This window comes from Billgrantia antri, from assembly GCF_019430905.1.
GTDB classification, from domain to species: Bacteria; Pseudomonadota; Gammaproteobacteria; order Pseudomonadales; family Halomonadaceae; genus Halomonas; species Halomonas antri.
The window spans coordinates 176,606-190,712 of the sequence record NZ_JAHYCA010000004.1; the positions used below are offsets into that span (position 1 = coordinate 176,606).

Annotated in this window: 13 protein-coding genes; 3 read left to right on the top strand and 10 right to left on the bottom strand. The window is 63.6% G+C overall.

From position 1 onward, the window contains the following. Positions 1–86: 86 nt before the first annotated feature. On the top strand, positions 87–2,981 hold the full coding sequence (gene gcvP, locus KPL81_RS12325) for an aminomethyl-transferring glycine dehydrogenase (protein WP_219792442.1): 2,895 nt from the start codon (positions 87–89) through the stop codon (positions 2,979–2,981). A 77-nt stretch (positions 2,982–3,058) separates the two neighbouring features. On the opposite strand, the gene KPL81_RS12330 is transcribed toward gcvP, so the two are convergent. Continuing rightward, positions 3,059–3,973, bottom strand: coding sequence for a LysR family transcriptional regulator (locus tag KPL81_RS12330; protein WP_219792443.1), 915 nt, complete (start codon positions 3,971–3,973; stop codon positions 3,059–3,061). A gap of 204 nt (positions 3,974–4,177) precedes the next feature. Here KPL81_RS12330 and ppnN point away from each other — a divergent pair, with 204 nt between their 5' ends. Continuing rightward, positions 4,178–5,542 (top strand): nucleotide 5'-monophosphate nucleosidase PpnN, encoded by a 1,365-nt coding sequence (ppnN, locus tag KPL81_RS12335; RefSeq protein WP_240549223.1) that lies wholly within the window; start codon positions 4,178–4,180, stop codon positions 5,540–5,542. Positions 5,543–5,601: 59 nt separating this feature from the next. Here the strand turns inward: ppnN and KPL81_RS12340 are convergent, their stop codons facing one another. Together KPL81_RS12340 and KPL81_RS12345 are read right to left on the bottom strand one after the other, a co-directional pair. Then, on the bottom strand, positions 5,602–5,976 hold the full coding sequence (locus KPL81_RS12340) for a hypothetical protein (protein ID WP_219792444.1): 375 nt from the start codon (positions 5,974–5,976) through the stop codon (positions 5,602–5,604). Position 5,977: 1 nt separating this feature from the next. Beyond that, on the bottom strand, positions 5,978–6,442 hold the full coding sequence (locus KPL81_RS12345; RefSeq protein WP_219792445.1) for a flavodoxin domain-containing protein: 465 nt from the start codon (positions 6,440–6,442) through the stop codon (positions 5,978–5,980). A 155-nt stretch (positions 6,443–6,597) separates the two neighbouring features. On the opposite strand from KPL81_RS12345, the gene KPL81_RS12350 reads away from it, so the two are divergent. Beyond that, complete coding sequence (locus KPL81_RS12350; protein ID WP_209478173.1) at positions 6,598–6,813, top strand: DUF2788 domain-containing protein; 216 nt, start codon at positions 6,598–6,600, stop codon at positions 6,811–6,813. 41 nt (positions 6,814–6,854) lie between these two features. Here the strand turns inward: KPL81_RS12350 and ihfA are convergent, their stop codons facing one another. The 7 genes from ihfA to thrS form a co-directional block, all read right to left on the bottom strand. Continuing rightward, the gene (gene ihfA, locus KPL81_RS12355; RefSeq protein ID WP_209478171.1) at positions 6,855–7,160 is read right to left on the bottom strand and encodes an integration host factor subunit alpha; all 306 of its coding nucleotides are present in this window, start codon (positions 7,158–7,160) and stop codon (positions 6,855–6,857) included. A 61-nt stretch (positions 7,161–7,221) separates the two neighbouring features. After that, a complete protein-coding gene (gene pheT, locus KPL81_RS12360; protein ID WP_219792446.1) occupies positions 7,222–9,603 on the bottom strand; it encodes a phenylalanine--tRNA ligase subunit beta in 2,382 nt (793 codons plus the stop codon). A gap of 28 nt (positions 9,604–9,631) precedes the next feature. Continuing rightward, entirely contained in the window at positions 9,632–10,651 is a 1,020-nt protein-coding gene (gene pheS, locus KPL81_RS12365; RefSeq protein ID WP_209478167.1) for a phenylalanine--tRNA ligase subunit alpha, read from the bottom strand. Between the two features lie 225 nt (positions 10,652–10,876). Then, positions 10,877–11,230, bottom strand: coding sequence for a 50S ribosomal protein L20 (gene rplT / locus KPL81_RS12370; protein ID WP_219792447.1), 354 nt, complete (start codon positions 11,228–11,230; stop codon positions 10,877–10,879). 37 nt (positions 11,231–11,267) lie between these two features. Continuing rightward, positions 11,268–11,462: a 50S ribosomal protein L35 gene (gene rpmI / locus KPL81_RS12375; protein WP_089725334.1), complete on the bottom strand. Its 195-nt coding sequence runs from the start codon at positions 11,460–11,462 to the stop codon at positions 11,268–11,270. A gap of 84 nt (positions 11,463–11,546) precedes the next feature. Continuing rightward, a complete protein-coding gene (gene infC / locus KPL81_RS12380; RefSeq protein WP_479688650.1) occupies positions 11,547–12,116 on the bottom strand; it encodes a translation initiation factor IF-3 in 570 nt (189 codons plus the stop codon). A 32-nt stretch (positions 12,117–12,148) separates the two neighbouring features. Next, positions 12,149–14,047, bottom strand: a complete 1,899-nt coding sequence (gene thrS, locus KPL81_RS12385) for a threonine--tRNA ligase (protein ID WP_219792449.1) — start codon at positions 14,045–14,047, stop codon at positions 12,149–12,151. Positions 14,048–14,107: the final 60 nt, after the last annotated feature.

A 14,107-nucleotide genomic window follows, 5' to 3' on the forward strand; every position in this document is an offset into this window, starting at 1 on the left:
CCTCCGAGCGCTGCAGCGATGCTCCCGTCCCGGCGACCGGGCATTTCGAATCGCCGGGCACATCCCCACAACGTACAGGGTTATCCATGGTTAACGACAACCGCCGCCTGGCCGAACTGGCCGATCATGACGCCTTCATCCGTCGCCACAATGGCCCCGGAGCCGAAGATGTAGCCGCCATGCTGGCGGCGCTGGACATGGACAGCCTCGATACACTGGTCGAACGTACCGTACCCGCAGACATCCGCCTGAATCGCGAGCTGGATCTCGATCCGCCACGCAGCGAAGCCGAGGCGCTCGACTATCTCAAGCGCCTGGCGCGCCAGAACAAGGTGTTCAAGACCTACATCGGCCAGGGCTACTACAACACCCATGTGCCCGCCGTAATCCAGCGCAACGTGCTGGAGAATCCTGGCTGGTACACCGCCTACACGCCCTACCAGCCGGAAATCGCCCAGGGCCGCCTGGAAGGCCTGCTCAACTTCCAGCAGATGGTGATGGATCTCACCGGCATGGAGCTAGCCAACGCCTCGCTGCTCGACGAGGCCACCGCCGCCGCCGAGGCCATGGCGCTGTGCCAGCGCGCCAACAAGAAATCGAAGAGCAACGCCTTCTTCGTTGCCGACGACGTGCTGCCGCAGACGCTGGACGTGGTGCGTACGCGCGCCCACTACTTCGGCTTCGAACTGATCGTCGGCCCCGCCGAAAACCTGGCCGAGCACGACGTGTTCGGCGCCCTGCTGCAGTACCCCGGCGAAAGCGGCCGCGTCCACGACCTCGCCCCGCTGCTCGCCGCCGCGCGCGAGAAGAACGTGATGACCTGCGTGGCCGCCGACATCATGAGCCTGGTACTGCTCAAGGAACCGGGCGCACTGGGCGCCGACATCGTGGTCGGCAACAGCCAGCGCTTCGGCGTACCGATGGGCTACGGCGGCCCGCATGCCGCCTACTTCGCCACCACCGACAAGCTCAAGCGCTCGATCCCGGGTCGCATCATCGGCGTATCCAAGGATGCCCGCGGCAACACCGCCCTGCGCATGGCCATGCAGACCCGCGAGCAGCACATCCGTCGCGAGAAGGCCACGTCCAACATCTGTACCGCCCAGGCGCTACTGGCCAACATCGCCGGCTTCTACGCCGTCTATCACGGGGCCGAAGGCCTCACTACCATCGCCACGCGCATCCACCGCCTGACCACTATCCTGGCCGAAGGGCTGAAGGCCAAAGGGGTGGCGCTGGGGCACGACAGCTGGTTCGATACCCTGCGCCTGAGCGGCGTTGATGCCGGCAAGATTCACGGCCGCGCCCTGACCCACGAAATCAACCTGCGCTATTTCGACAACGGCGACATCGGCGTCAGTCTGGACGAGACCACCACCGCCCACGATCTCGACACGCTGTTCGACGTGCTGCTCGATGAGGAGCATGGCCTCTCCGTCACGGCCCTGGACGAACAGGTGGCCAGCCAAGGCATCAGCGGGATTCCCGCCGCCAGTCGTCGCCAGAGCGAGTTCCTGACGCACCCGACCTTCCAGCGCTACCGCAGCGAGACCGAGATGCTGCGCTACCTCAAGCGCCTGGAGAACAAGGATCTTTCGCTCACCCATGCGATGATCCCGCTGGGCTCGTGCACCATGAAGCTCAACGCCACCAGCGAGATGATTCCCATCACCTGGCCAGAGTTCGGCCAGCTGCACCCCTTCGTACCGCGGGATCAGGCAGTCGGCTACAAGCAGATGATCGACGAGCTGGCGGCCTTCCTGGTCGAGATCACCGGCTACGACCACATCTCGATGCAGCCCAACTCCGGCGCCCAAGGGGAATACGCCGGCCTGGTGGCCATTCGCCGCTATCAGGCCGCCCAGGGCGAGGGACACCGCGACGTATGCCTGATCCCCAGCTCCGCCCACGGCACCAACCCCGCCTCCGCCGCCATGGCGCAGATGAAAGTAGTGGTGGTCGAGTGCGACGAGATGGGCAACATCGATCTCGACGACCTGCGTGCCAAGGCCGAGCAGCACGGCGACGCCCTGTCGGCAATCATGCTCACCTACCCCTCGACCCACGGCGTGTTCGAGGAGGGGGTACGTGAGGCCTGCGCCATCGTCCATCGCCACGGTGGCCAGGTCTACATCGACGGCGCCAACATGAATGCCCAGGTCGGCCTCTCCCGCCCCGGCGACTTCGGCGGCGACGTCAGCCACCTCAACCTGCACAAGACGTTCTGCATCCCGCATGGTGGCGGTGGCCCGGGCATGGGCCCGATCGGAGTCAAGGCGCACCTGGCGCCCTACGTCTCCAATCACGTGGTGACGCCGATTCCGGGCGTCAAGGAGCATTGCGGCGCGGTCTCGGCGGCGGCCTACGGCAGCGCCTCGATCCTGCCGATCTCCTGGGCCTACATCAAGATGATGGGCGCACGCGGCCTGCGCCAGGCAACCGAGCTGGCCATCCTCAACGCCAACTACGTCGCCAAGCGCCTCGAGCGGCACTACCCGGTACTCTATCGCGGCGTCAACGGTACCGTGGCCCACGAGTGCATTATCGACATCCGCCCGCTCAAGGCGGCCTCGGGTATTAGCGAAGAAGACATCGCCAAGCGCCTGATGGACTACGGCTTCCATGCGCCGACCATGTCTTTCCCGGTGCCCGGCACGCTGATGGTGGAGCCCACCGAATCGGAGTCGCGCTACGAGATCGACCGCTTCTGCGACGCCATGATCGCCATTCGCGAGGAGATCGCTCGGGTAGAGCGCGGCGAGTGGCCGGCCGACGACAACCCGCTGGTGAACGCACCGCATACCATGGCCGACCTGATGGACTCAACCTGGGAGCGACCCTACTCCCGCGAGGTCGGTGCTTTCCCCGCGGAAGCGGTCAAGGCGGCCAAGTACTGGCCAGCAGTCAATCGCGTCGACAACGTCTTCGGCGACCGCCAGCTGATCTGCTCCTGCCCCAGCATCGACGAGTACCGCGACTGACGCGTCGCTGACTGAAGCAGCAAAGCGAAACGGCCCGCCGAGCGATCGGCGGGCCGTTTGCCTTGTGTCTGCCTGCCCTACAGCGGCGAAGTGACTTCCCCGTAGCCGAAACGCTCACGCATGCGCTGCTCGCGGAATCCCTCCAGCAAGCGCGCATATCGGCGCGGTATCTTGGCGCCTGAGCGAGTGACCAGATGCAGCGCCTCATGCTCCGTTACCGGCAAATCGAGCTCCTTGACCTGGCGTTGCCAAGGCGAGGTCTCCAGCACCAGCCGCGACACTACGGTAAAGCCAAGGCCACGGGCTACCGCATCCATCACCATGCTCACCTCGTTGGTGAAGCCCTGACGGCGAAACTGGCTCATGGAGCGAAATTCGTCGGGAAAGTTGCTGCGCAATAGCGCCCCGGCATGGTTGATGCCGTCGGAATAGTTGAGAAAGCCGATACCCATCAGCTCGGTAAGAGAAGTACCGGCGAAATCGGCGGGCACCACCAGGCACAGCGGCTCCTGATGCCACAGCCGGCAATCCAGCTCGGGGTGCCGAATCGGCTCGGTGACGATCCCCAGGTCGTAGCGCCCCGCCAGCACGTCCGAGACGATCTCGTGGCTGAAGGCGAAACTGTAGTTGACCGTCAGCCCCGGCGACATTTGTTGCTGCCCGAGAATGTAGGGGTAGAACATCAGACCCACACTGCCGGGGGAGGCAATGCGGCATTCTCCGGTATCGAGCGCATCGTCATCCAGTGAATGGCGGAACTGCTCGTGCTCGGCGAACAGGCGCAGACCGTAGTCATAGGCCCGCCGCCCCGCCTCGGTGAGCGTGAAGCGCCGCCCCTGGCGCTCCAGCAGCGGCTTGTCGAGGTACTGCTCGAGCTTGCGCACATGCTGGCTGACGCCAGGTTGCGTCATGTCGAGATGGCGTGCGGTGCGCGTGAAGCTGCCGGTTTCGACCAGGGTAATGAAGGTACGGAAATACTGGGCATTGAACATGGCGCATCGCTTGCTAGTGCGGTCGGGGCGCGACCGGATGCTGCCATCCTACCACCGCGAGCCAGGCGGCGCAGCGCTGCGCCCTTCTGGCCAGCGTGGTAGCATCGACTTACGTCTCGATGATCTCAAATCGATGAATATTGCATGACCCCCTGTCCACCTCCATGCGACAGGGACGCAAGCCGACACCACAAGGATCGTTTCATGCCCGATACCATCTCCGCCACCATCTCGCCCCTGCGAAGCCTGGAAGTGCTCTCGCAGCACGAGGTCAACCGCTTACGCGATACCTCCAAGGCCGGCCTGCACGACCTGCTGCGGCGCTGTTCGCTAGCCGTACTCAGCTCAGGCAGCATGACCGACGACAGCCTGGTGCTGATGGAGACCTACCACGACTTCGATATCGAAGTGATCCAGCAGGATCGAGGCATCCGACTCAAGGTCACCAATGCACCGGCCGAGGCCTTCGTCGACGGCAAGATGATCCGCGGCATCCGCGAGCATCTGTCCTCGGTGCTGCGCGACATCATCTACGTCTATAACGAGATCCAGCATCACCAGCGCTTCGACCTGACCACGGGTGAAGGCACCACCAATGCCGTGTTCCACATCCTGCGCAAGGCCGGCACGCTGAAGCCCGGCCGCGACCCCGGCATCGTGGTGTGCTGGGGCGGCCACTCGATCACTCGCGAGGAGTACGACTACACCAAGGACGTCGGCTACCATCTTGGCCTACGCGAGCTGGACATCTGCACCGGCTGCGGCCCTGGCGCCATGAAAGGACCGATGAAGGGGGCCAACCTGGCGCATGCCAAGCAGCGCATCGGCGATGGTCGTTATCTGGGCATTTCCGAGCCTGGCATCATCGCCGCCGAAGCGCCCAATCCGCTGGTCAACGAACTGGTGGTCATGCCCGACATCGAAAAACGCCTCGAGGCCTTCGTACGCCTTGGGCATGGCATCGTGGTTTTCCCCGGCGGGGTCGGCACGGCCGAGGAGATTCTCTATCTGCTGGGGATCCTGCTCCACCCGGACAACCACGACATGAAGCTGCCGGTCATCTTCACCGGCCCCGCCAATTCGGCCGAATACTTTCAGCGTATCGATGAATTCCTGGTCTATACCCTGGGTGAAGCGGTACGCAGCAAGTACCGCATCATCGTCGACGACCCCGTCGAGGTCGCTCGCACCATGCGCCAGGGCATCGACAGCGTCACCGAATTCCGGCGTGCCCACCAGGACGCCTTCCATTTCAATTGGCGGCTCACCGTTGCACGCGATTTTCAGGACACCTTCGAACCGACGCATACCGCGATGGCCGGCCTCGCACTGCATCGCAACCAACCGGTGCACGAACTGGCGGCCAACCTGCGTCGCGCGTTCTCAGGCATCGTGGCAGGAAATGTAAAGGAGCACGGATTGCGCGCGATCGAAGCCCACGGACCCTTTCAGTTGCACGCCGAGTCCGAGCTAATGCGGCGCCTGGATGAGCTGCTCGGCTCCTTCGTCGCCCAGGGCCGCATGAAGCTCCCGGGACAGGAGTACGTGCCCTGCTATCGACTGGTGTGATCGGGAGGAAAAGAGTAGCGGCATAATGGCTGGGCGCAACCGCACCCGGCCATTTTCCCTCAACCCTGCGGGCTGATGGGTCGTCCCCAGAGCCACAGAGCATGCAGCAGCAGCCCCAGGGTGGCGCCATGAGCGATCAACAGCTGCCAGCTCATCCAGTCGGTGAGCAGCGCATGCCAGAGACCCATCAGTGCCAGCCCAGCCACCAGCGACAGTGCCAGCCGCCTGCCCAGCCGTGGCAGCCGGGAACGCTCGTCTGCGCCCAGCATGCGCCAGTTCAGCATTGCCACCACCGCCACCACGCCAATGGCGATTACGATCAGAGTAAGGCGATTGTCGTGACCGCCAGCGAGATAGCGCGGCACGGTGGCCAGCATCAGGATCAGCAGGCCCGTCAACAGGCTCAACCGCTCGGCGGTTGGCGAAGCGTTCATCTCAGGCCACCTTGAGCTGCTGGGTCTCGATCCATTCCTCGGCCCATGGCAGCGCAGCATCGTCGGCCATGAAGGTTTCCATGGCATCGACCTCCAGCCGCTCCCCCAGGCGAGTGGCGCCCAGCCCCTCGAGCATTTCGTCGAGGCGGCGACCGGCTCCGCAAAAGGTATCGCCATAAGAGCTGTCGCCCAAGGCGATCACACCGTAGCGCAGTCCCACCAGCGATGGGCTGTGCTCATCCAGCCCACGGGCGAAGGGCACGAAGTTGCCGGGAAAGTCGCCGCTACCGGTGGTGGAAACACAGAACAGCGCCAGATCGGGCTGCTCTTCCGTCAAGTCTTCCAGCGTGGGCTGTTCGAGAATGGCGGTTTCATAGCCGGCCGCCTCGAACAGCGGCGCGACCTGTTCGGCGACGTCGAGCGCGCCGCCGTACATGGTTCCTACGAAGATCTTAAGCATTGGCATGTCGAGGGTTAACCTGAATTCATTCGACGCGATGGTACCATGCGCCTGTCGGATGTCGCAGTTCGGCTTTGGCCACGACCCTTGGTGACGAGGTGCCGCATGCAGCGGACATCATGCCCGAGTATAATGGTCGGCCTTTCTTGCAAGGAGGCGACATGCTGCAGACGCAGACGTTCGAAGCCTGGATCACCCCACTGCTCATCGGTGGCCTGATCCTTTTCATGTGCTTCATCATCTGGGACCTGGCCAAGAAATCCCAGGCCGGACGCTTCGGCACCCTCATGCTCTTCGTGGTGCTCGGAGCGGGCATGATGGGCTACATCCTCAAGGTGGTGATCACCTGGCTGATGGAGAATGGCGGGGGCGTGTAGCGTGCCGGATGCCACCACGGGGGTGGCATCCTGTCACAGCATCAGCTGGGGGACGAACCTTCGTAGCGTTCCACCTGGCTCTTGAGTTTCTGCCCAGGGCGGAACGTTACCACGCGACGTGCCGAGATGGGGATCTCCTCGCCGGTCTTCGGGTTGCGACCGGGGCGCTCACGCTTGTCGCGCAAATCGAAGTTGCCGAATCCTGACAGCTTCACTTGCTCGTTCTCGCGCAGGCACGCCCGGATCTCCTCGAAGAAAGCCTCTACCATGGCCTTGGCTTCACGCTTGGTCAGCCCAAGCTCGGCGTGCAGGTGTTCGGCCAGTTCCGCCTTGGTCAACGCTCCCATGTCACCTCCTCAGAATGGCGGTCCAGCCCGCCGCCTTGACGACACCCCATCGAACCTACGCTCATCCGCGCAGCTCGGCCCCCAGGTGCTGATGTGATTCGGCGACGATGGCATCGACCAACTGATTGATTTCATCGTCATTCAGCGTGCGCGAAGGATGCTGCCAGGTCAAGCCCAAGGCTACACTCTTGCTTCCTTCGGGCACGCCCTTGCCCAGGTACACGTCGAACAGGTTCAGTTCCTGGAGCCACTCCCCCGCCTGGTGACGAACGCAATCCAGCAACGCCTGCACGGGACACTCCTCCGCCATCAGGAAAGCCAGGTCCCGACGCACCTCCGGATAGCGCGACAATGGCTCGAACCCGGGCAGGACCCCATGGGTCAGCGCGTCCTGGCGCACCTCGAACAGGAACACGTCGGCCTTGAGGCCCAGTTCGGCCTTGACGCCCGGATGCAGCGCCCCGATCCAGCCGACCGGCTCGCCACGGTGAATAATCCGCGCGCTCTGGCCCGGATGCAGTGCCGGATGCTCACCGGGCTCGAAGCGCCAGGCGTTCTCTTCTCCACCGAGCGCGATCAGGCTCTCGAGATCCCCCTTGAGATCGAAGAAGTCGACCTTCTCGCGGCCACCGGCCCAGCCTTCCGGAAAGCGTTCACCACAGGCCAGGGCGCCGACCATGGGCGTCTGCTCCAGCTCGTCCAGCTCGCCGCGGAATACCAGCCCGGTCTCGAACAGACGCACGCGGGTCTGCTGTCGGTTGAGGTTATACTCGAGCGCCCTTACCAGCCCCGGGAACAGGCTCGCCCGCATTACCGCGAGATCGCTGGAGATGGGGTTGGCCAGCCGCGGCGATACCGCCTCGGGCAGCAGGGCCTGCTGGAGTTCAGGCGCCACGAAGCTGTAGGTGATCGCCTCTTGATATCCACGCGCCACCATCTGTCGACGTAGCCTGGCCAGCGGCGTGCGCGCCTCGTTATCAGGACGCAGCGCCAACCGCGCCGCCGGACGCCGCACCGGCAGACGGTTGTAGCCATGAATGCGCGCCACCTCCTCGATCAGATCCTCCTCGATGGCAATGTCGAAGCGCCAGCTCGGCACGCTGGCTCGCCAACCGCTCTCGATGGCACGGACCTGCATGCCCAGCCGCTCGAGTATGTCCTGCACTTCTTCGCCAGGCAGCGCCTTGCATAGCGCCTGCTCGAGCCGCGCAGCACGCAGGGTCACCTCACGCTTGGTGGGCAGGTTGGCTTCGCTCGCCACCTCTACGAGCGGCCCCGGCTCACCGCCGGTGATCGCCAGCAGCAGCGCCGTGGCACGCTCCACGGCTTCCTGCGTGAGCTGAGGGTCGACGCCGCGTTCGAAGCGGTGCGACGCATCGGTGTGCAGCCCGTAGGAGCGCGCCTGGCCTGCCACCGCCAGCGGCGAGAAGAAGGCGGACTCGAGGAAAATATCCTGCGTCGCCGGTCCCACTCCGGAATGCTCGCCGCCCATCACCCCAGCGATCGCCAGCGGGCCGCGCTCGTCGGCGATCACCAGCGTGGACGCTTCCAGAGCAATCTCCTGACCATCGAGCAGGATCAGCCGTTCGCCCTGGCGCGCCAGCCGCACCACTACCGCACCGTGCAGATTGTCGCGGTCGAAGGCATGCAGCGGCTGGCCGAGCTCGAGCATCACGTAGTTGGTCACGTCGACCACCGGGTCGATCGAGCGGATGCCGCTGCGCCGCAGCCGCTCGACCATCCATAGTGGTGTGGCAGCGGTGACGTCGACCCCCTTGATCAGCCGCCCAATATAACGGGGGCAGCGCTCGGCATCCTCGACGTGCACGGGGAACGTCTCATCATGACGAGGGGCGACCGGCTCGATAACGGGGGGCGTGACCGGCAGGCGGTTGAGCACGCCGACCTCCCGCGCCAGCCCCTTGAGGCTCAGGCAGTCGCCACGATTGGGCGTCAGGTCGACCTCGACGGTATGATCATCGAGCCCCATCCAGGCGCGGAAGTCCTCGCCGGCTGGAGCATCGGCGGGCAGCACCAGGATGCCCCCGGAGGTTTCCTCGGCCAGGCCAAGCTCGGAAGCCGAGCAGATCATGCCGCGCGATTCGACGCCACGCAGCTTGGCTTGCTTGATCTTGAAATCGCCTGGCAGCACGGCGCCCACACGGGCAAAGGGTACCTTCTGCCCTACCGCCACGTTGGCAGCGCCGCATACGACCTGCACCGTCTCGCCGCTGCCGTCTACCACCTGGCAGACGTTGAGCTTGTCGGCATCGGGATGCTGCCGCTTGTCCACGACCTCAGCTACCACCACGCCGCTGAAGACCGATGCCACGGGTTCGATGGCATCGACTTCCAGACCGGCCATGGTGATCTGGTCGGCCAATTCTTGTACGCCCAGCTGCGGCGATACCCATTCACGCAGCCACTGTTCGGAAAATTTCATGACAAATCCTGTGTTCTGCAGCGGTCGGTCAAGCGAATTGGCGCAGGAAGCGCAGATCGTTGTCGAAGAACATGCGCAGGTCGTTGACTCCGTAGCGCAGCATGGCCAGACGCTCGGCGCCCATGCCGAAGGCGAAGCCCTTGTAGCGCTCCGAGTCGATGCCGGAGTGGCGGAAAACCTCAGGATGCACCATGCCGCAGCCCATCACCTCGAGCCAGCCGCTATGCGAACAGACCCGACAACCCTCGCCCGAGCACATCACGCACTGAATATCGACCTCGGCAGAGGGTTCGGTGAAGGGAAAATAGGAGGGGCGAAAACGCACCGAAAGATCGTCACGCTCGAAGAAGGCGTGGAGGAAGTCCTCGATGGTGCCCTTGAGGTCAGCGAAGCTGACGTCCTCGTCGACCAGCAGACCCTCGACCTGGTGGAACATCGGTGTATGGGTCAGGTCGGAGTCGCTGCGATAGACCCGCCCGGGGCAGACGATGCGGATCGGCGGCGCCTGCTCCTTCATGGTGCGCACCTGCACCGGCGAGGTGTGAGTGCGCAGCAGCCGCGTGGCATCGAAATAGAAGGTGTCGGCCATGCCCCGTGCCGGGTGGTGGGCCGGAATGTTGAGGGCCTCGAAGTTGTGGTAGTCGTCCTCGACCTCGGGGCCGACCGCCACATCATAGCCGATGCGGCTGAACAACCCCTCGATGCGCTCCAGCGTCAACGTGACCGGATGCAGGCCACCGCTGGCCTGGCCACGCCCCGGCAGGGTCACGTCGATACGCTCCTCTGCCAGCTGAGCCTCCAGCGCAGCCTTCGACAACGCCTGCCGGCGGGCGTCGAGCTCCTCGGACAGGGCCTGCTTGGCCTGGTTGATACGCTCACCAGCCGCGGGCCGCTCCTCCGCCGGCAGCTTGCCCAACCCCTTGAGCTGGGCGGTGATCTCGCCTTTCTTGCCGAGGTAGCGCACGCGCAGCTCATCGAGCGCCGCGATGCTCTCGGCGGCCTGGATGGCCTGACGGGCCTCGGTGACCAATGACGGTAGATGGTCCATCCGCTGAGCTCCGAAATCGTTGATTCTACTATTAACGCGTCAGTGGCGAGTGGCAAAGGAATCGCCGCAAGCGATTCTTGACGTCGCGCCAGCGACGGTCCACAGGGTGGCCGCCAGGCAGGCTGACCACAAAAAACAGGGGAAGAGCGGCTGCTCTTCCCCTGCGACGGTCTGGCATCGTGACGGACCGGCCTGGGCCGGCCCGACGCCATTGGCCGATGTCACTTACTGGGCAGCCTTGGCCTTCTCGACGATGGCAGCAAAAGCAGCCTTCTCGTGAACGGCCAGATCGGCCAGCACCTTGCGATCGATCTCGATGCCAGCCTTCTTCAGACCACCGACGAAGCGGCTGTAAGACATGCCGTGCTGGCGAGCGCCGGCATTGATACGCTGGATCCACAGGGCGCGGAACTGGCGCTTGCGCTGACGGCGGTCGCGATAGGCATACTGACCGGCCTTGATGACAGCCTGCTTGGCCACGCGGAAGACGCGTGAACGGGCACCGTAGTAGCCCTTGGCCAGCTTGAGAACTTTCTTGTGACGACGGCGAGCGACGACACCACGCTTGACACGAGTCATGGCTTTCTCCTGACGTTAAAGTGGGGCAACCAAAGGCTTACAGATTCGGCAGCATGCGCTGAATCAGGGCCTTGTCGGCGTCGTGGATCTGCTTCATACCGCGCAGCTGACGCTTCCGCTTGGTCGACTTCTTGGTCAGGATATGGCTACGGAACGACTGCTTGTGCTTGAAGCCGTTGGCCGTCTTCTTGAAGCGCTTGGCAGCGCCGCTGTTGCTCTTGATTTTCGGCATGAGACTAACTCCGCTCGAGATTTTTCAGAAAATCCGGGGCCGCTGCCCAGCGCTTGCCGGGCAGCCGTTTGACTGGCCTTCGGATCACTTCTTCTTGGGGGCAATGATCATGATCATCTGGCGCCCTTCCATCTTGGGGAAGGCCTCCACGGTCCCGATCTCCTCGAGATCCGCGGCGATCCGCTCCATCAGCTTGCGGCCAATGTCCTGGTGCGCCATCTCACGGCCGCGAAAACGCAGCGTGACCTTGCCCTTGTCGCCACCTTCGAGGAAGCGAATCAGGTTACGAAGCTTGACCTGATAGTCGCCCTCGTCGGTGCCAGGCCGGAATTTGACTTCCTTGACCTGAATCTGCTTCGTCTTCTTCTTCTGAGCTGACTTCTGCTTCTTCTGCTCGAAGACGAACTTGCCGTAATCCATGATCTTGCAGACGATCGGATCGGCATTGGAAATCTGGACGAGGTCTAGACCGGCCGCTTCGGCACGCTCGAGCGCTTCGCTGGTGGGCACTACGCCCAGCTGCTCGCCGTCGCTGTCGATCAGGCGCACCTGATCCTCGGTAATCCGCTCGTTCATTGGGGGGCGCTTGTCCTGAGGACGTCCGCGCTGGCTGCTTCGCTTGATCGTTCCGTCTCCGTTCCGGTAATTGACGATGTCGTTACCAACCTGTCTTTACCAACCTGTGCTCACCAACCTTCTTCCCGTACCCGCCCGATGAAGGCGTCGACGGTCATGGTGCCCAGGTCTTCGCCGGTGCGCGTACGCACGGCAACCGAGTCGGCTTCGACTTCCTTATCTCCTACCACCAGGAGATAGGGAACCTTCTGCAACGTATGTTCGCGGATTTTAAAGCCGATCTTCTCGTTCCTCAAGTCCGCCTTGACTCGCAGACCAATTTTCTGCAAGCGCCGCTCGAGTTCGACGGCATAATCGCGCTGAGCGTCGGTGATGTTCATCACCACGACCTGCTCCGGAGACAGCCACAGCGGCATGGCCCCCGCATAGTGCTCGATCAGAATGCCGATGAAGCGCTCCATCGACCCAACGATGGCACGGTGGAGCATCACCGGGGGCTTACGGTCCCCCTCCTCGGTCACGTACTGGGCCCCCAGGCGAGTCGGCATCATGAAATCGACCTGCATGGTGCCCACTTGCCACTCGCGGCCGAGGCAATCCTTCATGTGGTACTCGATCTTGGGCCCGTAGAAGGCGCCCTCTCCCGGCAACTCTTCCCACTCCACCTCACAGGCCGACAGCGCCCCGCGCAGTGCGGCTTCGGCGCGATCCCAGACGTCGTCGTCGCCCAGCCGCTTGTCGGGCCTCAGGGCGATCTTTACCGCAATGTCCTCGAAACCGAAGTCGCGATAGACCTTCAGGGCCTGGCGATGAAACGCCGTCACCTCGGGTTCGATCTGCGCTTCGGTACAGAAGACATGGCCGTCGTCCTGGGTAAAGGCGCGGACGCGCATGATGCCATGCAGCGCCCCCGACGGCTCGTTGCGATGGCAGCCACCGAACTCACCATAGCGCACCGGCAGCTCTCGATAGCTGCGCAGTCCCGAATTGAAGACCTGCACGTGGCCGGGACAGTTCATCGGCTTGAGCGCGTACTCGCGCTTCTCCGACTCGGTGAAGAACATGTTCTCGGCGTAGTTATCCCAGTGACCCGACTTCTTCCACAGCGAGACGTCCATGATCTGCGGACAGCGGATTTCCTGATAGCCGCCCTCGCGATAGACGTTGCGCATGTATTGCTCGACGACCTGCCACAGCCTCCAGCCCTTGGGGTGCCAGAAGACCATGCCCGGTGCCTCTTCCTGCATATGGAAGTAGTCGAGCTTGCGTGCCAGCTTGCGGTGGTCGCGCTTCTCGGCCTCCTCGAGGCGCTGCAGATAAGCCTTGAGCTGCTTCTTGTCACCCCAGGCGGTACCGTAGATACGGGTCAGCATCGGCTTACTGGCATCGCCGCGCCAATAGGCGCCGGCCAGCTTGGTCAGCTTGAAGGCCTTCAGGTGCCGCGTATTGGGCACGTGAGGCCCCCGGCACATGTCGGTGTATTCCTTGTGGTAGTAGAGCCGGATCGTCTCGCCTTCCGGTATGTCGCGGACGATCTCCTGCTTGTAGGGCTCATCACGATGCAGGAAGGTCAGCATCGCCTGGTCGCGATCGACGTATTCGCGCACGACATCGTACTCGCTGTCGATCAGCGTCTTCATGCGCTCTTCGATGGCGGCGAGATCGTCCGGGGTCACCGAGCGGCCGAAGTCGATGTCGTAGTAGAAGCCGTCCTCGATGACCGGGCCGATGGCCATCTTGGCCTCGGGATAGAGCTGCTTGACGGCATGCCCGATCAGGTGGGCGCACGAGTGACGTATGACCTCGAGCCCCTCGGGGTCGCGGGCGGTGATGATCGCCACCTCGGCATCATGCTCGATGAGGTCGGCGGCATCGACCAGCACGCCGTCGATCTTGCCGGCCACGCAGGCCTTGGCCAGACCCGGCCCGATGGACTCGGCGAGCTGCATCACGCTAAGGGGTTCGTCGAAGGTTCTCTGGCTGCCGTCCGGCAGGGTCACGATGGGCATCAAAGCATCCTTTGCGCAGTGGTGATCCATACCAGGGATCACATGTCGCGGTTGATAGCG

What these genes read in the sequence shown, in the direction of transcription:
- gcvP (WP_219792442.1), top strand. Translation starts at nt 87, where the DNA reads ATGGTTAACGACAACCGCCGCCTGGCCGAACTGGCCGATCATGACGCC.
- KPL81_RS12330 (WP_219792443.1), bottom strand. Translation starts at nt 3,973, where the DNA reads ATGTTCAATGCCCAGTATTTCCGTACCTTCATTACCCTGGTCGAAACC.
- ppnN (WP_240549223.1), top strand. Translation starts at nt 4,178, where the DNA reads ATGCCCGATACCATCTCCGCCACCATCTCGCCCCTGCGAAGCCTGGAA.
- KPL81_RS12340 (WP_219792444.1), bottom strand. Translation starts at nt 5,976, where the DNA reads ATGAACGCTTCGCCAACCGCCGAGCGGTTGAGCCTGTTGACGGGCCTG.
- KPL81_RS12345 (WP_219792445.1), bottom strand. Translation starts at nt 6,442, where the DNA reads ATGCCAATGCTTAAGATCTTCGTAGGAACCATGTACGGCGGCGCGCTC.
- KPL81_RS12350 (WP_209478173.1), top strand. Translation starts at nt 6,598, where the DNA reads ATGCTGCAGACGCAGACGTTCGAAGCCTGGATCACCCCACTGCTCATC.
- ihfA (WP_209478171.1), bottom strand. Translation starts at nt 7,160, where the DNA reads ATGGGAGCGTTGACCAAGGCGGAACTGGCCGAACACCTGCACGCCGAG.
- pheT (WP_219792446.1), bottom strand. Translation starts at nt 9,603, where the DNA reads ATGAAATTTTCCGAACAGTGGCTGCGTGAATGGGTATCGCCGCAGCTG.
- pheS (WP_209478167.1), bottom strand. Translation starts at nt 10,651, where the DNA reads ATGGACCATCTACCGTCATTGGTCACCGAGGCCCGTCAGGCCATCCAG.
- rplT (WP_219792447.1), bottom strand. Translation starts at nt 11,230, where the DNA reads ATGACTCGTGTCAAGCGTGGTGTCGTCGCTCGCCGTCGTCACAAGAAA.
- rpmI (WP_089725334.1), bottom strand. Translation starts at nt 11,462, where the DNA reads ATGCCGAAAATCAAGAGCAACAGCGGCGCTGCCAAGCGCTTCAAGAAG.
- thrS (WP_219792449.1), bottom strand. Translation starts at nt 14,047, where the DNA reads ATGCCCATCGTGACCCTGCCGGACGGCAGCCAGAGAACCTTCGACGAA.